The following is a 16,788-nucleotide window of genomic DNA, read 5'->3' on the forward strand; positions in this document are numbered from 1 at the left end:
AAAGCCCCGGCATGCCTTGCGCGCACGCGGCGTGGTCGGGATTCTGGCAGCGGGCGATGCGAGCCTGGAGATACTGCCCAAGATCGATGTGGCGCCCGGTGAAACTCCTAATCACCGGAACGCGGCGATCCGTAAGCGCCTGGTCCATATGCTTGCCTTCGCGCTTGATCTCAAGATTGACCTGGGCGTCATCACCGAACTCGCCTGGCAGCGCGAGACTCTGCTCGAAATTCTGATCCGCATCTTTTGCGACAAGCTAACCACGGCCATGCGCAAGGGGATGCCGCGCCAGTATGTCGAGCAAGAGGAAGACTTGCCGACCATGCGCGGCCAGCTCGACATCACCCGACAGTTCTCCCGGCATGCGGTCAACCCCTCGCGCGTTGCCTGCCGGTTCGATCTGTTGTCCGAAGATATCGCGCTCAACCGGATCACGAAGGCGGCGGTGGTGCGTCTTCTCCGCGTCTCACGGCGCAGTGCCAACCAGCAACGCCTCCGCGAGTTGGCCTTCGTCTACGCTGAGATTGCCGATGTATCGGCTTCAGCACTCCGCTGGGATGATGTTGTCATCGATCGCACCAATCGGTCCTGGCAGGAACTCTTCGCCATGGCTCGCCTGTTTTTGCAGGACCGCTATCAGACGACCACGGGCGGCGCTGGTCAGGGTACCGCGATGCTGTTCGAGATGAATGCGCTCTTTGAAGAGTATGTCGGGCGGCTGATTGCTCGCTCACTTGCAGGAACCGGTCTCACCGTGTCCCTACAAGGGGGGCGGCTGTTCTGCCTTACTGCGCAGGACGGCGAACGGGGCCTGTTTCAGACCAAACCAGACATCCTAATCCGCCGGGGAGGTGCCATCACCCATGTCATCGACACCAAGTGGAAGCGGATTTCCTCTCGTATCGATGATCCCAAGCAAGGGGTCTCGCAGGCCGATGTCTATCAGATGATGGCATATGCGCAGCTCTATAGTGCTCCGCGCTTGACACTGCTCTATCCCCATCACCCGGGCCTCGGCCCCGAAGACCTGGTTCACGCCCGCCATCGCATCACGGGACACGACACCATCCTGGAGACCGCGACCATCGACGTGTCAAACAATGCCGACATTCTGCTGCGGCTTCGCCGCCTGCTACTGGCTGACGAGTCGGTTTCCGCAGAATAGCGCGAGCCTGCGAAATGCTCCCGCCGATCTCACTTCGGTCTGCGACCATTTAGCCCCCGCAATCACGGGCAGTCCTGTGGGAGGGGCTAGTCGATTCTGCGCACCCGCACCGGCTTAGACATGCCCTCGACGTGCATGTAGCGACCGTCGATTGTGACACGTGGCCGGTATTTGTACTGGTAGCGATAATAATACTGATCCTGACGCCAGACCGTTCCGTTGGCGAGCCTGACAATCGTATCGCCGCTCCAGCCTGTCCAGGATCCTTCGATGCGCGATTGCATATCCACCTGCTCCTAGTCGATCCTGCGAACGCGAATGCCACGGCTCATTCCCTCGACATGCATGACGTTGCCTGAAAGGTTAACGTAGGGGCGATAGGCGTATCGATACTCGTAGTGATACTCCTCCTGCCGCCAAACTGATCCATCCGTGAGCCGGACGATGGTGTCGCCATCCCAGCCTGTCCACTCATCTTCAACCTGCCGAGTCATGTAGACCTCCTCGCGTGCGCTAAACGTCATGCTGCTTTAGGCAGACGCACCACGTCCGCGATCTCCGCAGCGATCTCCTCAACAGTGTGGGTAGCGGTGCTTCTTGCCAATCGGTCGGCGAGTGAAGCCGAATACCCGATCACTTCGCGCTTCGAGACGTTGTGCCAGATCGGCAGCAAGATTTGCTCGCCCGAGACGGCGCGGGTCACCAGCCCGTCCAGCTCGTACTCCGGCCACCCCTTGCCAAAGAATGCCTGTGACAGCACAACCACGCCGAAACGGCTGCTTCCCAGTCCGCGGTCGATCTTCCGTCGAAGGCTGTCACCGATGCGCAGCTCGAACTCGTCGTACCAGACTGACAGACCAGCGTCGCGCAAGGCAGTTGCTAGCGGCCGAACGACTTCGTCCTTGTCCTCGGAGGCATGGGAGATGAAGACGTCAAACACTCGCCCATCCGGAGACGTAGGTGCGGGCGCGAGATCGTCATCGTCTTCGTTGCGTACAAGCGTCGGCACGCTCCGCAGCGGAGCCTCATTGATCGCTGGCAGTGGGCCAAATACCTTACTCGGGATTACCCGAACACCAGTTCGGACTGAGCCACGAAGTCCCTGCATGTCTACCGCGACGTGCCAAATGCCAGAGTGTGGCACTGTCAGTCGGACCGGTGAGCGCTTCGCAAGACCGCCAATGTAGCGATGGTGTCGGCCCGATTTATAGTTGTTGAAGTTCGAACCATCCATGAGGCGGACGTTGGCAGCATTTCCGCTGAGCGTGACGGCGACCACGCTTCCTCGCTCCACGTGACCTAAATTGTAGTGCGTAAAGTTCATCATCTACTCCAGGTCAGGAGATCTGAGTCTCCGGCTTTTCGATGACGACAGGTTCGCACGCGAGGGTGTCAAAAATAGACACCCTATGAAAGTAGAGATTTCTGACGGCCCTAGGCGGCAGCTTGGAACAGCATTGTGAGAAAACTGGCAGGCACGACCGCTGTTTTTGCTACTTCATGTGCGGCTGTCGCCTTCAAGGGATGGCTAGCGCTGTAGCGCAAGCAAAGATGGTTGCGCTCTCCCGCAACCATCTTAACTTGCTCGGGGCGCAAGTTATGATCATATCCAGCCCCCGCAACCAATATTCAGCGCTTCGGCCATCGGTCGAGGCGCTTTTTTGCGTTTGGGGCCGGTGATTGGACGGTGCCGGGATTAGCTCGCCGAAAGGTCGTGCTTTTTCATGCAATGGCGGAGCTGGTCGTAGGTCACGCCGAGTGCTTCGGCGGTCTTGCGCTGATTCCAGCGGTGTCGATCAAGGGCCGCCGAAACGATGGCGCGTTCATGCTCTTCAACAGCGCCGCGCAAATCCGTGATGGCCGTGAGATCCAATTGCGGTTCGCATGCGCGGACGCTCTGATCCGGTTGCTCGATCTTCCTAATCGGTCTGGTCGGCGCTTTTGGGGCCCAGGGACTATCAAACGGGTCGAAAACGACCTCGCCGATCGGCGCATCCCAGAATTCCCAGCGATAGACGGCGCGCTCGATCACGTTACGCAGCTCGCGCACATTCCCCGGCCATGCGTAGGATTCGAGGGCGTCCATCACGGCTTCCGAAAAGCCAGGCCATTCCTCCCAGTTCAGTTCGGATGCCATGCGCCGCCCGAAAAAATCGGCCAGTACCAGAATATCCCCATCGCGCGCGCGCAGGGGTGGTAAGGTGATGACTTCGAACGAAAGTCGGTCGAGTAAATCGGCTCGGAAATCGCCGCGCTCGGCCAATGCCGGCAGATCTTCGTTCGTTGCTGCAACGATACGAACATCCACGCGTAGCGGCCGCGACGCGCCGATCCGTGTTACTTCCCCGTATTCCACGGCGCGTAAGAGCCGTTCCTGCGCCGCCATCGACAGGGTCCCGAGTTCGTCGAGGAACAGCGTCCCGCCGTCGGCTTCTTCAAAACGGCCTGCTCGCGCTTTCGACGCGCCGGTGAATGCGCCAGCTTCGTGGCCGAAAAGTTCGGCTTCAATCAGCGTTTCGGGCAGCGCGGCGCAGTTCATGATGATGAGCGGTTCGCCCCAGCGTTCTGACAAGCGGTGGAGGCGTTCGGCTATCAATTCTTTGCCCGTCCCGCGTTCGCCGATGACGAGGACAGGGCGGGAGAGTGCAGCCGCGCGGCTTGCGCGTTCGACGGCATCTAGGATCGACTGCGATTGTCCGACGAACTGATTGTCCCGCTCCATACCCAAATATTAGCGAAATCCCCCAATTCTCGGCAATACTCGTCGATCACACGCTTTCGAGAAAATGCATAAACAGTTGAAATAAAACAGATATATCGAAATGGCACGCACCTTGCTACTCGTTGGTCGAACCGCATTCAAGGATTAAGAAAATCATGTTCGACCGCCTGAGCAAGCAAAGCCCGCTGGCCGTGGCCTCCGCCATCAGCCTTGTCGCCATGCTCGCGCTCAATGTTTTTGCGCTGAGCCAGCAGGTGCACGAAGCGCCGCGCTATGCCGCGCCCGCCTCAATCGTTCAGGGCCAGCTGGCATGAGCGAGCCTTTCGACCTCGAACCCGAGCGTGACGAGAAGCGCCGCCGTTCGGCGCGCGTAACCTCGCGCATCGATAACGAGGTCGCCCGGCTGCGCAACAAGCCCGACACGGATAAGTCAGATGACGGGGCGGTTCGCCCCTCTTCCCCACGGAACACCAAGTCCCCCCAGTATGGAGCGCCTTTGATGGGCATATTCTCTCGCACAAGAGACATTATCGCTGCGAATTTTGCCGACCTGATCGAAAAGGCCGACGATCCGCACAAGATGATCCGCATGATCATCGTCGAAATGGAAGAGACCTTGGTTGAAGTTCGCGCCAGTGCGGCCCGGACCATCGCCGACCAGAAGGAAATGCAACGCCACCAGCTGCGTCTGGAAAAGCTGCAGAGCGACTGGGGTGAAAAGGCCGAACTGGCGCTTTCGAAACAGCGTGAGGATCTTGCCCGCGCCGCGCTTGTCGAAAAGCGCAAGGCGGGCGACCTGTCGACGCAGCTGAAGGCAGAGATCGACTTGCTCGACGAATCGCTGCGGGCCTATGAAGCCGACATCTCGAAGCTGCAGAGCCGCCTGCGTGAAGCGCGGAGCCGTCAGACGCAGATTGCGGCACGGCTTGAGAGCGCCGAGAACCGATACAAGCTGCGGTCTTTGCTCACCACCGAACGCGTGGACGAGGCGATGGCCCGGTTCGATCAGCTGGAACGCCGCGTCGATTATGCCGAGGGCCGGGCCGAGGCGATCAGCCTGAGCCAGGCGAAGGGCGAAATGAGCCTTGCCGAGCAGATCGACGCCCTGAACATCGACGACACAGTCGATGCCGAACTTGAAGACATGAAGCGCGCCCTGAAGGGCGGCTCGAAGGAGGACTGACGGCCATGGAGCTGGATTGGGTTATTGTGATGATCGCGCTTTTCGTCGCGCTTCCATGGTTGGTTCTGCACTATGTCACCAAGTGGAAAACCGCGCCGAAACTGACCGATGGCGATGAGCAGATGCTGGAGGAACTCTACCAGTTGGCGCGCCGACTGGATGAACGGATGGACACGGTCGAGCGCCTTGTCGCCGCCGATAGCCCGGATTTCGAGAAACCGCGCCTGATCGCGGACAACGCCGACGACAACGCCGCGCTTGCCGAGATAGAGCGCAAATTGAAGGAAAGGACCGCACGATGAACAGCCTTCGTACTCGCTTTTACCGCAACAAGGCGGAAGCAAAGTGGCTGGGCGTCTGTGCTGGCATCGCCGACTATACCGGCATCGACGTGATGTGGGTTCGCATCGGACTGCTCATCTCGCTCTGCACGCCGATCAGCGGTTTCGCGGTGCTGGGCTATATCCTGATTGGGTTTATGGCCCCGACCAAGCCAGTCGAACTCTATGCCGACAAGCAGGAGGAGAAGTTCTGGCAGGGCGTGCGTCAGTCGCCGTCGCGCTCGGCTCGGGAAGTTCGTGGCCGCTTTCGTGAAATAGACCGTCGCCTCGCTCGTGTCGAAGAGCACTATGTGAGCGGCAACCGTGCGCTTTCGGCAGAGATCGAAAGCCTGCGCTAAATTTCAATCAAGGGGACGTAACCATGGGACCTGAGATACTTACCCTGCTGATCCCGCTGGCACCGTTCATGCTGGGTGGCTTGTTCATCTGGACCAAGCACAAGCAAAAAGAACTGCAGATGACCAGCGAGCTTTCCGCCGAAAAAGCCGCGCAATACGCCCAGCATACGGCGCAGCTTGAGGAGCGTGTCCGCGTGCTGGAGCGTATCGTGACCGACCGTGGCTACGACCTCGCCAGCCAGATCGAGGCGCTGCGGCATGAAGATAGCGACAAGCGGCTTGGTGCGCCTGCGCCTGACAAGATCGTGAATTGAGGAAGGGGAATAATGAGTTTCTGGACCGCCATCGTCATCATCGTGGCCATTGTTGCATTGGGAAAGGTCATCCAGTCGCGCCATAACGCGATGGCTGGCTTCGGATCCGATCAGGATGGCAATGCCGTGCCGCGCCCGGACAATGGGGATGCAGAGCGCCTGCAGGCCGAGGTCGAAGAACTGAAAGAACGCATCAAGGTGCTCGAACGCATCGCCTATGACGACCGCAAGCGTCTGGGCCTTGCCGATGAGATCGAGAGCCTGCGCGACTGATCGCGCGGCGGAAAGGGGAACGATGGCATTCGAAACACTGACGATCGCGCTTGTCGCCCTGGCCGCCGTGGCCATCGTGACAATGGCCGCATTGCGCGGGTGGCAAGGGTGGCTGGCGCTGAAGATGCAGGAACTGCACCGGCGCGCGGCACACGGCAATGCAAGCGGCATCGGCCACGACGCGGAAGCGGGTGCGCGGATTGAAATCGCCGACTTGCGCGAACGCGTCCGCCAGCTTGAGGCGATAGCCGCCGGGGTCGATCTGTAACGCTCCGATTTCAGGCGTTGATCCGCAAGCCGCGCCCGTTTAGCGCGTCGGCCATGCGAACGATCGACGATATTGCCGAAGAATACGATTTCCTCGATGGCGACGAACGCTATCGCCTGCTGATCGAACTGGGCCGAGAGCTGGAGCCGATGCCCGATGCGCTCAAGACCGAGGCGACTCAGGTCAAGGGATGCTCCGCCGCCGTCTGGGTCTATCCCACGCGGGAGGGTGACCGGCTCCATTTCCTGGCCGACAGCAACGCTGCCATCACCAAGGGCATCGTCGCGCTGGTGATCGCCGCCGTGCAGGATCGGCCCGCAGCTGAGGTGGCCGATACCGACATCGCCGCCGCGCTCGAACCGTTTGATCTGAAAAACCAGTTGTCTTCAAACCGTACGCAGGGCGTGCCCAACATGATTGCGCTGATCCGGGAAACCGCTGGCCGGATCGCGGCGGAACGTTAACGCGGGTTGGACGGACCGCCCTTCCAGCGCGGCGGTTTCGTGCGCAAAGGCCGGGACTCGGCGCAAGATTTGTGCTATAAGGCCCGTGGCGCGCGAATGGAGAGATCAGCAAGCCATAAAACAGAATACTGCATCCGTCTGTGCGGGGCGGAACTTCGCGTACCATGCTTGCCGAAGTGGAGAGCGGCACCGTGGAAGATCTCAATGCACTCCTGCTGAAAGAGCAGGTCGAGCTCTTGCTGGCGCAGTGCGCGCATAGCGAGGACGACCGGCGCCTGCATTGCAAGGAAGCTTTTGCCGCCGCCAAGCGGATCGAACGGCATGCGGCCCCCTATCGGTCGAGGGACAAGAGCGGGCACGTGCGTTTCGACGCGCATTCCTATGACGGTATGGTGATGGAGCTGAGCGCGGGTTGACGCCCGGTCGAATTCAGTTGCGAGCGGAGCGCGACTTGCGAAGGCGCGCTTCGCCGTGCCGCTTCTGACGCATCAATTCCTGCTTCAGCTTGTCCGGGTGACGGGCGATGACAAAGCCGAAGCTGACCCCGCCTTTCCTGCCATGTGTGACGTGGTGCAGGTTATGCGCCTGCACCAACCGCTTCAGGTACCCGCGCCGCGGCACATATCGGAACCAGCGCTGGTGAACTAGGCCGTCGTGAACCAGCGTATAGATGATCCCGTAAATCAGGATGCCTATGCCGATCCATGTCCCCGGTTCCCACGCGTCGGCCCCCATGACCAGCGGGCTGCCGACGGCGAACATCGAAATGCTCATCGCCGCGCCGACCAAGGCATAGAGATCGTTCTTTTCGAAGAACCCGTCGTGTTGCTGATGATGATCGCGATGCCAGCCCCAGCCGAAGCCGTGCATGACATACTTGTGCGCGCCCCAAGCGACGAATTCCATCGCCGCGACGCTGGCCATAACGACCAAGAATTTTTCCACCCCCAACATGGCTTCGTCTTAACCAATTCGCGCGGTTCTTGCAATTCGATGCGCGCACGCGCAGATGCACCGCCATGACACAAGCCAGCACCCTGTACGACAAAATCTGGGATGCCCACGTCGTGGAACGCCGCGACGACGGCACCTGCCTTATCTACATCGATCGTCACCTCGTCCACGAAGTGACCAGCCCGCAGGCTTTCGAAGCGCTTCGACTTACCGGGCGTAGGGTGCGCCGTCCCGATCTGACGCTGGCCGTGCCGGACCATAACCTGCCGACGACTGCGCGCCGCGATGCCGATGGCAACCGCATTCCCATCGCCGATCCCGAAAGCGCGCAGCAGCTTGCCGCGCTGGAACGCAATGCGCCAGAGTTTGGCGTGCGTCTGATCGGCGATGCCGATATCGAACAGGGTATCGTCCACGTGATCGGCCCCGAACAGGGCTTTTCCCTGCCGGGCGCGACTATTGTTTGCGGCGATTCGCACACCGCTGCGCATGGCGGGCTGGGCGCGCTGGCCTTCGGTATCGGGACCAGCGAGGTCGAGCATGTGCTGGCCACGCAAACCCTGTTGCTCAAGCAGTCGAAGACGATGGAAGTGCGCGTCGACGGTCAGCTTGGCCCCGGCGTCACGCCCAAGGACGTCATCCTGCACATCATCGGCGTGATCGGCACGGCGGGCGGCACCGGCCACGTCGTCGAATATCGCGGCAACGTGTTCGAAGAGATGAGCGTCGAAGGGCGCATCACCGTCTGCAACATGGCGATCGAGGGCGGCGCGCGCGCGGGCCTTATCGCGCCTGATGAAAAGACCTTTTCCTACGTCGAAGGCCGCCCGATGGCACCCAAGGGTGCGGATTGGGACAAGGCAATGGCGTGGTGGCGCACGCTGAAGACCGATCCCGGCGCAAAGTTCGACAAGTCGGTGCATATCGATGCCGCTGATATTCAGCCGACGGTGACATGGGGCACAAGCCCCGAAGATACCGTCGCCATCGGCGGGGTCGTGCCCGATCCCTCCAGCTTTGCCGATCCGTCGAAGCAGCGCGCCGCGCAAGCCAGCCTCGATTACATGGGCCTGACCCCCGGCACGAAGATGTCGGACGTTGCGGTAGAGAACGTCTTCATCGGGTCGTGCACCAACAGCCGGATCGAGGATCTTCGCGCCGCAGCCGATGTCGTCCGCGGTCGCAAGAAGGCCGATGGCGTGAAATGGGCGATCGTCGTCCCCGGCTCCGGCCTCGTGAAAAAGCAGGCCGAGGACGAAGGCCTGGACAAGGTCTTTATCGAAGCCGGTCTGGAGTGGCGCGAACCGGGCTGTTCGGCCTGCCTTGCGATGAATCCGGACAAGGTGCCCGCCGGCGAACGCTGCGCATCGACCAGCAACCGCAACTTCGTCGGACGGCAGGGGCCGGGATCGCGTACTCACCTTGTTAGTCCGGCGATGGCTGCGGCTGCGGCGGTGACCGGCCACCTGACCGACGTTCGCGAGTTGTGATCGACGGGCGCTGCCTGTGCGGGCGAGTCACCGTCAGCCTGCAGCGCCTGCCTGACTATATCAACCTTTGCAATTGCCGCCTGTGCCGCGCAAGCGGCGCCGCCTGGAGTTATTTTGAGCGTGGCGAGGTCGAGATTACCGGCGTTACGCACGAATATCGGCGAGAGGATATCAAAGACAACTGGCTATCGATTCATTATTGCCGGACTTGCGGTACCACTACACACTATGACGCTACGCCAGAGCATCCGTCGGACAGGATTGGCATGAACACCCGGCTCTTTGCGCAGGATGATTTGGCAGGCGTTCCCGTCAAATGGCAGGATGGCCGAGGGGTGGAGGACGAAAACGATCGCTTCACCGTTACCGGCACGGGCCATATCGGCGACGGCAAAGCATTCTGAACCGCAAGGCCTCTTTCGCGCCCATCGTCGATGTTCGCACCCGCGTTCTGATCCTCGGCAGCTTGCCGGGCGATGCTTCGCTGTCGGCGGCGCGCTATTACGCCCATCCGCGCAACCGGTTCTGGCATCTGGTCGGTGCGGTGATGCGGCAACCCAACCTTCCCGATTTCGACTACGATGCGCGGCTGGGGTGTCTGTCGGATCGGGGCATCGGCCTTTGGGACGTGGTGAAGAGCGGTTCGCGGAAGGGCAGCCTCGATGCCGCCCTGCGCGATGTGGAGGGCAACGACCTTGCCGCGCTAATCGCGTCGCTTCCCGACCTGCGCGCCATCGGCTTCAACGGCGGTACCGCCGCGCGCATAGGGCGCAAGCAACTTGGCGATTCGGTGGGACCTGCCCTGCTCGACCTGCCGTCCAGCAGTCCCGCCCATGCCGCGATGAGCCTTGCGGAAAAGACGACACGCTGGCTTGCGCTTCGACCCTATCTGGGTCTTTCCTGATCGGGTCGCATGCCGCGACGCGAAAAGAGGAATTTACGGTGAGCGACGACAAGGACTGGACGGGCAAGGCGGCAATGGCCGGGGCCGCGATCGGATCGGCGGCGCTGGCGGCGGCGATGCTCTATGCCTCGCGCCGGAAAGAGCGGGCGGAGAAGAAGGCGAAGAAGCCTGCCGCGCCGATCGATCCACCCGAAACCGACTGATCCGGATTGCGCGCAACTGGCGCAGTGAAATGGGGCGCAATCAGGCATTGAGGCGGCGGCCCGCTTGATCTAGGCGTTTCCGCATGGAACCGATCCGCACCATCGAAGGCCGCGCCATCCCGTTCGGCGCGAAGAACGTTGATACCGACGTCATCATCCCGGCCCACTGGCTGAAGACCATCACGCGCGAAGGCATGGGCCGCGGTGCGTTCGAAACGATCCGCAAGGACCCGGACAACCTGTTCGATTCCGAACGCTATAAAAACGCGCCGATCCTGATTGCGGGCGACAATTTCGGCTGCGGGTCCAGCCGCGAACACGCCGCATGGGCCTTGCTCGATCTTGGCATCAAGGCCGTTATCGCGCCCAGCTTTTCCGACATTTTTTCGGGCAACGCCTTCAAGAATGGCATCCTGACCGTCGCGCTGCCGCAGGAACAGATCGATCGCTTGATGGAAGTCGCCGCAGAGGACGACGTTCACATCGACCTCGAGGCACAGAGCGTTACGACCCCGTTTCAGGACCGCTTCACGTTCGAGATCGACCCGTTCCGCAAGCATTGCCTGCTCGAAGGCCTCGACGAAGTCGGCCTGACGATGGCGCGTGACGAGGCGATTTCAGCCTATGAAGCGAAGGCCGCATCCGAACTCCCGTTTCTCTCCGGTCGCCTTGCGGCCTGAGCCCCTGACTGAAGGACGACGACGATGACCAATTTCAACGACCGTGAGCGTGCCGAGGAAGCCAAGTTCGCGATGGACGAGGATACGCTGTTCCGCGTGACCGCCCGCCGCAACCGTCTGCTGGGCGAATGGGCGGCTGGCAAGATGGGCCTGTCGGAGGTGGAAACCGATGCCTATCGCAAGGCCGTGGTTCAAGCCGATTTCGAGGAAGCGGGCGACGAAGACGTGATCCGCAAGGTCTTGGGCGACATGACCGCTGCGGGACTTGAGGTCGACGATGCGATGGTTCGCGCCGCGCTTGAAGAAAAGATGATCGAGGCGCGCCGCCAGCTGATGGGCTGACGAGCAGACCTGTCAGATTTTCCGACACCCAGATTGAAAGGACCGCCGCGATGGCGATGCAGGCCGACCAGATCGAGGCGATGATACGCGCCGCCCTTCCCGATGCAGAGGTCACGATTACCGACCTTGCAGGCGATGGCGACCACTATGCCGCGCACGTCGTTTCGGCCAGCTTTGCCGGAAAAACTCGCGTCGCGCAGCACAAGGCGGTTTACGAGGCGCTGGGCGGCCGCATGGGCGGGGAACTCCACGCCTTGCAACTGACCACCGCGGTTCCCAACTGAGGTTGGAACAAAGCTAAACCGGATAAGATAAACATGGCCGAAGTTAACGACCGCATCAGCGATATCATCAAGGCCGACGATGTCGTCCTGTTCATGAAAGGCACGCCGCTGTTCCCGCAATGCGGTTTTTCCAGCCGGGCGGTCGCGATTCTTGACCATCTTGGCGTGGCCTTCGGCTCTGTCGACGTGTTGCAGGACATGGAAATCCGTCAGGGTATCAAGAGCTTTTCCGACTGGCCGACCATCCCGCAACTTTACGTAAAGGGCGAATTCGTCGGCGGCAGCGACATCATGATGGAGATGTTCGAGGCGGGCGAACTGCATCAGCTGATGGCCGAAAAGCAGGTGGCCAAGGCCGAGAATTGAGCGGATAGACCCGTTCGATGGCGGGGCCGTCGGAGACCAGTACGACAGCCCCGCGATGGAATTTCGGGTGTTAGGCATGACAATGCAGAATTCGTGCCAGTTTCGAAAATTTCTTATTTTACAACGGTTCGTTGAAAGTCCCGCGCATTTTACCGGACGAGCTTGTAAAAGATTTCGACAGGTGATGGCGTGAGCGCGGAACTGCGTCCAGCTGCAACGCTGATCGTGCTGCGCAATGCGGAGCCTGCCCCCGAAATACTCTTGGTCCGCCGCTCGGCAGCAATGGCCTTTGGCGGCGGGGCCTATGTCTTTCCCGGCGGTTCTGTCGACGAAGACGACGCTATTGCGGCGAACAGCGACGACCCCTGGCGTGTCGCCTCGGTCTGTGCAGCCCGCGAAACGCTGGAAGAAATCGGATTGCTGATCGGTATCGAAGGCCCGGTCGCGGCCAAGGATGCAGAGCGGGCCCGCGCCCGATTGCAGGATGGCGAACGGTTTTCGCAGATCCTGCATTCCGAAGGCTGGCGCTTCGATCCGCAGGCCTTCGTGCCCTATGCCCGCTGGTGCCCGCCCGACGGGATCAAGCGTAAGTTCGACACGCGGTTCTTCCTTGCCGATGTCGGTTCGGGCAATCTGACGCTCCGGGCCGACGGGTCGGAAACGACCGACCATTTGTGGACATCGGCCAATGCGATGTTGTCTCGCGCCGACCGGGGCGAGGTGTCGCTTCTCTTCCCAACTTTGATGAACTTGCGGCGGCTGGCCAACATGGCAAATTTCGATGAGGCGAAGGCAGACGCAAAGGCGTTCGAACCGCGAATCGTTGGCATCAGTTGGGTGATGAACGACGGTGTGCGGTATGGGCGGGTTGAGGAAGGCTATGGCTATCCCACAGAACCGGCTCCGCTGAAAACCCGCCGTCAATAGCGGTTAACCCTAAGAATAGCGCGTCAAAAAATAGCGCGGAGGCATGGTGCCCCCGCGCTTTCAAAGGTTTCGCGACCCTCTCCCTCAAGCGGGCCGCGAAGGTTGTTCTGTTCTGACCGGGTCAGCCGGCGCGGCCGAGACGGTGGAGAAGGTTGGCATAGCGGGTCGCTTCGGCCGGATCCTCGCAGGTCCGGGCATAGTGGGCGACGGCGGTCTTCAGCATCGGGAAATCCGCGTTGCTGAAGATCGCACGGGGACGCTGCTCGGGACGGTTTTCGGTTTCGGTGCTCATGGTATTCGCTCCTTTATCGTGTCCGCCCTCGGGCGGCGTTTACGTTCGCTTGCTCATTTCTGGTCCGGTCCGCTGCCTTTATGCGGCGGCGAACTGGTTCATCGTGTTGTCCTTGCCGCCAGCCTTCAGGGCCGCTTCGCCGGCAAAGTATTCCTTGTGGTCGTCGCCGATGTCGGATCCGGCCATGTTCTGGTGCTTCACACAGGCGATGCCTTGGCGGATTTCCTCGCGCTGAACGTTCAGGACGTAGCCGAGCATGCCTTCTTCGCCAAAGTAACGCTTGGCGAGGTTGTCGGTGCTCAGCGCAGCCGTGTGGTACGTCGGCAGCGTGATGAGGTGGTGGAAGATACCGGCCTGTGCCGCCGCGTCCTTCTGGAAGGTGCGGATGCGCTCGTCGGCCTCGTTGGCCAGATCGCTGCCGTCGTAGTCCACGCTCATCAGCCTCGCACGGTCGTAACCTGACACGTCCTTGCCTTCTGCGGCCCAGGCGTCGAACACCTGCTGGCGGAAGTTCAGCGTCCAGTTGAAGCTGGGCGAGTTGTTATAGACCAGCTTCGCATTCGGAATGACTTCGCGGATGCGGTTCACCATGCCCCCGATCTGGCCGATGTGCGGCTTTTCGGTCTCGATCCACAGCAAGTCGGCGCCGGCCTGAAGCGAGGTGATGCCGTCAAGCACGCACCGGTCCTCGCCCGTTCCCGAACGGAACTGGTAGAGGTTGCTGGGCAGGCGCTTCGGACGAAGCAGCTTGCCGTCGCGGCTGATCAGGACTTCGCCGTTGCCAAGATTCGAGGCATCGACTTCATCGCAGTCGAGGAAGCTGTTGTACTGATCGCCGAGGTCGCCCGGTTCCTTGGTGAACGCAATCTGCTTCGTCAGGCCAGCGCCCAGCGAGTCGGTGCGGGCGACGATGATGCCGTCTTCCACACCCATTTCGAGAAAGGCGTAGCGGATCGCACGGATCTTCTGGTGGAAGTCCTCATGCGGAACGGTGACTTTGCCATCCTGATGGCCGCACTGCTTTTCGTCGGACACCTGGTTCTCGATCTGCAGTGCGCAAGCACCGGCTTCGATCATCTGCTTGGCCAGCAGATAGGTCGCTTCCGGGTTGCCGAAACCGGCGTCGATGTCCGCAATGATCGGAACGACGTGCGTTTCGTAGTTGTCGATCGCCTGCTCGATGCGCTTCGCCTCGATCTCGTCACCACGCTCACGCGCTGCGTCGAGGTCGCGGAACATCATGCCGAGTTCGCGGGCGTCGGCCTGCTTGAGGAACGTGTAAAGCTCCTCGATCAGGGCCGGAACGCTGGTCTTCTCGTGCATCGACTGGTCGGGCAGCGGGCCGAATTCGGAACGCAGGGCGGCAACCATCCAGCCCGAGAGGTAGAGGTACTTCTGACGGGTGGTGCCGAAGTGCTTCTTGATGGAGATCAGTTTCTGCTGCCCGATGAACCCGTGCCAGCAGCCCAGCGACTGGGTGTATTTGGCGGGATCGGCATCGTACGCTTCCATGTCGGCGCGCATGATCTTCGCGGTGTACTTGGCAATGTCGAGGCCGGTCTTGAACCGGTTTTGCAGCTGCATACGCGCCGCGCTCTCTGCATCGATGGCATTCCACGGCGCACCGTTGGTGGCGATGGTGTCCTTCAGAGCAGCGATGTTCTGCTGGTAGGTCATGGTCGAAGCCCTCACGATTCGAAGTTTGGTGAACTGATGGCTTCGAAATACGCGTCGATGTTGCAGTGCGGGAGGGGTCTCGGTGTCGCATTGTCAACCTTTACAAAAATCCTCTGTAATGTTGTAATGATGCTGACTCGCGGATTGGTGGAAGGGTGGCGAAGTGGCACGCAAGGCATTGTTCATGGGGCCCCGACTGAAACGCGTCCGGCGCGATCTGGGTCTGACACAGGCGAACATGGCGGCCGATCTGGACATCTCGCCCAGCTATGTCGCCCTGATGGAGCGCAATCAGCGCCCGGTTACGGCGGACCTCCTGTTGAAACTGGCCAGCACCTATCGCATCGATATCGCCAGCCTTGCCGATGACGATAGCGAAGATCTGGCCAAGCGATTGCAGGCAACACTCAAGCAGCCGATCTTCTCTGACATCGATTTGCCCGCTCTGGACAGCGCCGATATCGCCACCAGCTATCCCGGCTTTGCCGAGGCCCTGCTGCGTCTGCACACGGCGTTTACCGAAGAGCAGATGGCCCATGCCCAGCGGCGCGAAATGGCGGAAGGAGCGGGACCAGCCGCGACCTCTACGACCGATCCAGTGGGCGAGGCGCGCGCGTTTCTGGCCGCACGGCGCAACTGTTTTCCGGCTTTGGACGACCATGCGGCGGAAGTGGCGCAGGAGTTGGCGGAGGATCGACCGCGCGAAGAATCGATCTGGACCGATGCGCTGGTTGCGCGGTTGTCGCGGCGGCACGGGCAGAAAGTGCGGTTCGGCGACCCGGAACTGATTCTCGGCTCGCTGCGATGGCATGATCGGCACCGCGAACAGGTGTTGATCTCGAACCGGCTCGACCATCCGGGCCGACGGTTTCAGCTGGCGTTGCAGATCGGTTTGCTGGAGGCGCGCGACGTGATCGCGGGGCAGCTTAGCGGCGGGCGATTCTCCGGCGAAAATGCGCGGCGGCTGGCCGGTCGGGCGCTGACCGGATATTGGGCGGCGGCCTTGCTGATGCCCTATCGCCCGTTTCTGCGGGCGGCGCGGGACGTGCGGCACGACCTCGAAACCCTGTCCCGACGCTTTGCGGCCAGCTTCGAACAAGTCGCTCACCGCCTGACCACAATGGGCCGTCCGGGGGAGGAGGGGGTGCCGTTCTTCTTCCTGCGGGTCGACCGCGCGGGCAACGTGTCAAAGCGGCTGGACGGCGCGGGCTTCCCCTTCGCGCGAACCGGTGGGTCGTGCCCCTTGTGGAACGTGCATGGCGTGTTCGAAACACCGGGCCGCATTCGCCCGCAGTGGCTCGAACTGCCGGAAGGGGAAAAATTCCTCTCGATCGCGCGGACGGTAGAGGCCGGGGGTGGATCGTGGGATGCGCCACGCGCCCAACGCGCGGTGGCGCTGGCTTGCTCTGCCGAACATGCCGACCGGATCGTCTACGCGCAGGCATTGGACAGCGGCGATGCCACGCCGATCGGTGTCGCCTGCCGCCTCTGCCACCGCCCGCATTGCATCGCCCGCTCCGCTCCGCCGATCGGGCGCGAGATGCGGCCCGATGACAATCGCGATACCGGCGTGCCCTTCGCCTTCGCCTCGGACTAGGGTC

At 61.3% G+C, this 16,788-nt stretch carries 27 protein-coding genes; 20 read left to right on the plus strand and 7 right to left on the minus strand.

Annotation, left to right across the window (positions count from 1 at the left end; translation table 11 throughout):
- Positions 1-16 precede the first annotated feature (16 nt).
- Positions 17-1,165 carry an McrC family protein gene (locus AB433_RS00800; protein ID WP_082134722.1) on the plus strand — a complete coding sequence of 383 codons (1,149 nt, stop codon included), beginning with the start codon at positions 17-19 and terminating at the stop codon, positions 1,163-1,165.
- A gap of 86 nt (positions 1,166-1,251) precedes the next feature.
- Here AB433_RS00800 and AB433_RS00805 read toward each other — a convergent pair whose 3' ends face one another.
- The 4 genes from AB433_RS00805 to pspF all read right to left on the minus strand — a co-directional run bounded on the left by AB433_RS00805 (position 1,252) and on the right by pspF (position 3,887).
- On the minus strand, positions 1,252-1,449 hold the full coding sequence (locus tag AB433_RS00805; RefSeq protein WP_047819544.1) for a hypothetical protein: 198 nt from the start codon (positions 1,447-1,449) through the stop codon (positions 1,252-1,254).
- Positions 1,450-1,461: 12 nt separating this feature from the next.
- Complete coding sequence (locus AB433_RS00810; protein WP_156170631.1) at positions 1,462-1,659, minus strand: hypothetical protein; 198 nt, start codon at positions 1,657-1,659, stop codon at positions 1,462-1,464.
- A 26-nt stretch (positions 1,660-1,685) separates the two neighbouring features.
- A complete protein-coding gene (locus tag AB433_RS00815) occupies positions 1,686-2,492 on the minus strand; it encodes a DUF1883 domain-containing protein (RefSeq protein WP_218916905.1) in 807 nt (268 codons plus the stop codon).
- Positions 2,493-2,861: 369 nt separating this feature from the next.
- Positions 2,862-3,887: a phage shock protein operon transcriptional activator gene (gene pspF / locus AB433_RS00820; RefSeq protein WP_047819546.1), complete on the minus strand. Its 1,026-nt coding sequence runs from the start codon at positions 3,885-3,887 to the stop codon at positions 2,862-2,864.
- A gap of 155 nt (positions 3,888-4,042) precedes the next feature.
- Between pspF and AB433_RS20280 the strand changes: the two genes are divergently transcribed.
- The 9 genes from AB433_RS20280 to AB433_RS00860 all read left to right on the plus strand — a co-directional run bounded on the left by AB433_RS20280 (position 4,043) and on the right by AB433_RS00860 (position 7,484).
- Positions 4,043-4,201, plus strand: coding sequence for a hypothetical protein (locus AB433_RS20280; protein ID WP_156170632.1), 159 nt, complete (start codon positions 4,043-4,045; stop codon positions 4,199-4,201).
- Positions 4,198-5,070 (plus strand): phage shock protein PspA, encoded by an 873-nt coding sequence (gene pspA, locus AB433_RS00825; protein WP_082134723.1) that lies wholly within the window; start codon positions 4,198-4,200, stop codon positions 5,068-5,070. The genes AB433_RS20280 and pspA overlap by 4 nt, the downstream gene beginning before the upstream one ends.
- A 5-nt stretch (positions 5,071-5,075) precedes the next feature.
- Entirely contained in the window at positions 5,076-5,372 is a 297-nt protein-coding gene (gene pspB, locus AB433_RS00830; protein WP_047819547.1) for an envelope stress response membrane protein PspB, read from the plus strand.
- Entirely contained in the window at positions 5,369-5,749 is a 381-nt protein-coding gene (pspC, locus tag AB433_RS00835) for an envelope stress response membrane protein PspC (RefSeq protein ID WP_047819548.1), read from the plus strand. Before pspB ends, pspC begins: the two co-directional genes overlap by 4 nt.
- 23 nt (positions 5,750-5,772) lie before the next feature.
- Positions 5,773-6,063 carry a hypothetical protein gene (locus tag AB433_RS00840; protein WP_047819549.1) on the plus strand — a complete coding sequence of 97 codons (291 nt, stop codon included), beginning with the start codon at positions 5,773-5,775 and terminating at the stop codon, positions 6,061-6,063.
- A 12-nt stretch (positions 6,064-6,075) separates the two neighbouring features.
- Complete coding sequence (locus AB433_RS00845; RefSeq protein ID WP_047819550.1) at positions 6,076-6,336, plus strand: coiled-coil domain-containing protein; 261 nt, start codon at positions 6,076-6,078, stop codon at positions 6,334-6,336.
- A 22-nt stretch (positions 6,337-6,358) separates the two neighbouring features.
- The gene (locus AB433_RS00850) at positions 6,359-6,604 is read left to right on the plus strand and encodes a hypothetical protein (protein WP_047819551.1); all 246 of its coding nucleotides are present in this window, start codon (positions 6,359-6,361) and stop codon (positions 6,602-6,604) included.
- Positions 6,605-6,657: 53 nt separating this feature from the next.
- Positions 6,658-7,068, plus strand: a complete 411-nt coding sequence (locus AB433_RS00855; protein ID WP_047822965.1) for a SufE family protein — start codon at positions 6,658-6,660, stop codon at positions 7,066-7,068.
- Positions 7,069-7,232: 164 nt separating this feature from the next.
- Positions 7,233-7,484: a hypothetical protein gene (locus AB433_RS00860; RefSeq protein ID WP_047819552.1), complete on the plus strand. Its 252-nt coding sequence runs from the start codon at positions 7,233-7,235 to the stop codon at positions 7,482-7,484.
- 13 nt (positions 7,485-7,497) lie between these two features.
- On the opposite strand, the gene AB433_RS00865 is transcribed toward AB433_RS00860, so the two are convergent.
- The gene (locus AB433_RS00865) at positions 7,498-8,022 is read right to left on the minus strand and encodes a sterol desaturase family protein (RefSeq protein WP_047819553.1); all 525 of its coding nucleotides are present in this window, start codon (positions 8,020-8,022) and stop codon (positions 7,498-7,500) included.
- Positions 8,023-8,087: 65 nt separating this feature from the next.
- Between AB433_RS00865 and leuC the strand changes: the two genes are divergently transcribed.
- From leuC to AB433_RS00905, 9 genes are all read left to right on the plus strand, one after another.
- Positions 8,088-9,512 carry a 3-isopropylmalate dehydratase large subunit gene (gene leuC, locus AB433_RS00870; RefSeq protein WP_047819554.1) on the plus strand — a complete coding sequence of 475 codons (1,425 nt, stop codon included), beginning with the start codon at positions 8,088-8,090 and terminating at the stop codon, positions 9,510-9,512.
- A complete protein-coding gene (locus AB433_RS19780) occupies positions 9,509-9,916 on the plus strand; it encodes a GFA family protein (RefSeq protein WP_082134724.1) in 408 nt (135 codons plus the stop codon). The genes leuC and AB433_RS19780 overlap by 4 nt, the downstream gene beginning before the upstream one ends.
- Before the next feature lie 23 nt (positions 9,917-9,939).
- Positions 9,940-10,416 carry a DNA-deoxyinosine glycosylase gene (locus tag AB433_RS00880; protein ID WP_342670056.1) on the plus strand — a complete coding sequence of 159 codons (477 nt, stop codon included), beginning with the start codon at positions 9,940-9,942 and terminating at the stop codon, positions 10,414-10,416.
- A gap of 38 nt (positions 10,417-10,454) precedes the next feature.
- Entirely contained in the window at positions 10,455-10,619 is a 165-nt protein-coding gene (locus AB433_RS20285) for a hypothetical protein (RefSeq protein WP_156170633.1), read from the plus strand.
- Between the two features lie 83 nt (positions 10,620-10,702).
- Positions 10,703-11,299 carry a 3-isopropylmalate dehydratase small subunit gene (leuD, locus tag AB433_RS00885; RefSeq protein WP_047819555.1) on the plus strand — a complete coding sequence of 199 codons (597 nt, stop codon included), beginning with the start codon at positions 10,703-10,705 and terminating at the stop codon, positions 11,297-11,299.
- A 24-nt stretch (positions 11,300-11,323) separates the two neighbouring features.
- Entirely contained in the window at positions 11,324-11,641 is a 318-nt protein-coding gene (locus AB433_RS00890) for a DUF1476 domain-containing protein (protein ID WP_047819556.1), read from the plus strand.
- 50 nt (positions 11,642-11,691) lie between these two features.
- Entirely contained in the window at positions 11,692-11,925 is a 234-nt protein-coding gene (locus AB433_RS00895) for a BolA family protein (RefSeq protein WP_047819557.1), read from the plus strand.
- Between the two features lie 33 nt (positions 11,926-11,958).
- Positions 11,959-12,291 (plus strand): Grx4 family monothiol glutaredoxin, encoded by a 333-nt coding sequence (grxD, locus tag AB433_RS00900; protein ID WP_047819558.1) that lies wholly within the window; start codon positions 11,959-11,961, stop codon positions 12,289-12,291.
- Positions 12,292-12,480: 189 nt separating this feature from the next.
- Complete coding sequence (locus AB433_RS00905) at positions 12,481-13,218, plus strand: NUDIX hydrolase (protein WP_047819559.1); 738 nt, start codon at positions 12,481-12,483, stop codon at positions 13,216-13,218.
- A 121-nt stretch (positions 13,219-13,339) separates the two neighbouring features.
- Here the strand turns inward: AB433_RS00905 and AB433_RS20750 are convergent, their stop codons facing one another.
- Positions 13,340-13,510 carry a hypothetical protein gene (locus AB433_RS20750; protein WP_169749285.1) on the minus strand — a complete coding sequence of 57 codons (171 nt, stop codon included), beginning with the start codon at positions 13,508-13,510 and terminating at the stop codon, positions 13,340-13,342.
- A gap of 78 nt (positions 13,511-13,588) precedes the next feature.
- A complete protein-coding gene (locus AB433_RS00910) occupies positions 13,589-15,187 on the minus strand; it encodes an isocitrate lyase (protein ID WP_047819560.1) in 1,599 nt (532 codons plus the stop codon).
- 184 nt (positions 15,188-15,371) lie between these two features.
- On the opposite strand from AB433_RS00910, the gene AB433_RS00915 reads away from it, so the two are divergent.
- On the plus strand, positions 15,372-16,784 hold the full coding sequence (locus AB433_RS00915) for a helix-turn-helix domain-containing protein (RefSeq protein WP_221403490.1): 1,413 nt from the start codon (positions 15,372-15,374) through the stop codon (positions 16,782-16,784).
- Positions 16,785-16,788 lie beyond the last annotated feature (4 nt).

This window comes from Croceicoccus naphthovorans (assembly GCF_001028705.1).
Lineage (GTDB): Bacteria > Pseudomonadota > Alphaproteobacteria > Sphingomonadales > Sphingomonadaceae > Croceicoccus > Croceicoccus naphthovorans.

Bases quoted from the DNA above. Each gene is read 5' to 3' on its own strand.
- AB433_RS00805 (WP_047819544.1), bottom strand. From the start codon at position 1,449: ATGCAATCGCGCATCGAAGGATCCTGGACAGGCTGGAGCGGCGATACG.
- AB433_RS00810 (WP_156170631.1), bottom strand. From the start codon at position 1,659: ATGACTCGGCAGGTTGAAGATGAGTGGACAGGCTGGGATGGCGACACC.
- AB433_RS00815 (WP_218916905.1), bottom strand. From the start codon at position 2,492: ATGATGAACTTTACGCACTACAATTTAGGTCACGTGGAGCGAGGAAGC.
- pspF (WP_047819546.1), bottom strand. From the start codon at position 3,887: ATGGAGCGGGACAATCAGTTCGTCGGACAATCGCAGTCGATCCTAGAT.
- AB433_RS20280 (WP_156170632.1), top strand. From the start codon at position 4,043: ATGTTCGACCGCCTGAGCAAGCAAAGCCCGCTGGCCGTGGCCTCCGCC.
- pspA (WP_082134723.1), top strand. From the start codon at position 4,198: ATGAGCGAGCCTTTCGACCTCGAACCCGAGCGTGACGAGAAGCGCCGC.
- pspB (WP_047819547.1), top strand. From the start codon at position 5,076: ATGGAGCTGGATTGGGTTATTGTGATGATCGCGCTTTTCGTCGCGCTT.
- pspC (WP_047819548.1), top strand. From the start codon at position 5,369: ATGAACAGCCTTCGTACTCGCTTTTACCGCAACAAGGCGGAAGCAAAG.
- AB433_RS00840 (WP_047819549.1), top strand. From the start codon at position 5,773: ATGGGACCTGAGATACTTACCCTGCTGATCCCGCTGGCACCGTTCATG.
- AB433_RS00845 (WP_047819550.1), top strand. From the start codon at position 6,076: ATGAGTTTCTGGACCGCCATCGTCATCATCGTGGCCATTGTTGCATTG.
- AB433_RS00850 (WP_047819551.1), top strand. From the start codon at position 6,359: ATGGCATTCGAAACACTGACGATCGCGCTTGTCGCCCTGGCCGCCGTG.
- AB433_RS00855 (WP_047822965.1), top strand. From the start codon at position 6,658: ATGCGAACGATCGACGATATTGCCGAAGAATACGATTTCCTCGATGGC.
- AB433_RS00860 (WP_047819552.1), top strand. From the start codon at position 7,233: ATGCTTGCCGAAGTGGAGAGCGGCACCGTGGAAGATCTCAATGCACTC.
- AB433_RS00865 (WP_047819553.1), bottom strand. From the start codon at position 8,022: ATGTTGGGGGTGGAAAAATTCTTGGTCGTTATGGCCAGCGTCGCGGCG.
- leuC (WP_047819554.1), top strand. From the start codon at position 8,088: ATGACACAAGCCAGCACCCTGTACGACAAAATCTGGGATGCCCACGTC.
- leuD (WP_047819555.1), top strand. From the start codon at position 10,703: ATGGAACCGATCCGCACCATCGAAGGCCGCGCCATCCCGTTCGGCGCG.
- AB433_RS00890 (WP_047819556.1), top strand. From the start codon at position 11,324: ATGACCAATTTCAACGACCGTGAGCGTGCCGAGGAAGCCAAGTTCGCG.
- AB433_RS00895 (WP_047819557.1), top strand. From the start codon at position 11,692: ATGGCGATGCAGGCCGACCAGATCGAGGCGATGATACGCGCCGCCCTT.
- grxD (WP_047819558.1), top strand. From the start codon at position 11,959: ATGGCCGAAGTTAACGACCGCATCAGCGATATCATCAAGGCCGACGAT.
- AB433_RS20750 (WP_169749285.1), bottom strand. From the start codon at position 13,510: ATGAGCACCGAAACCGAAAACCGTCCCGAGCAGCGTCCCCGTGCGATC.
- AB433_RS00910 (WP_047819560.1), bottom strand. From the start codon at position 15,187: ATGACCTACCAGCAGAACATCGCTGCTCTGAAGGACACCATCGCCACC.
- AB433_RS00915 (WP_221403490.1), top strand. From the start codon at position 15,372: ATGGGGCCCCGACTGAAACGCGTCCGGCGCGATCTGGGTCTGACACAG.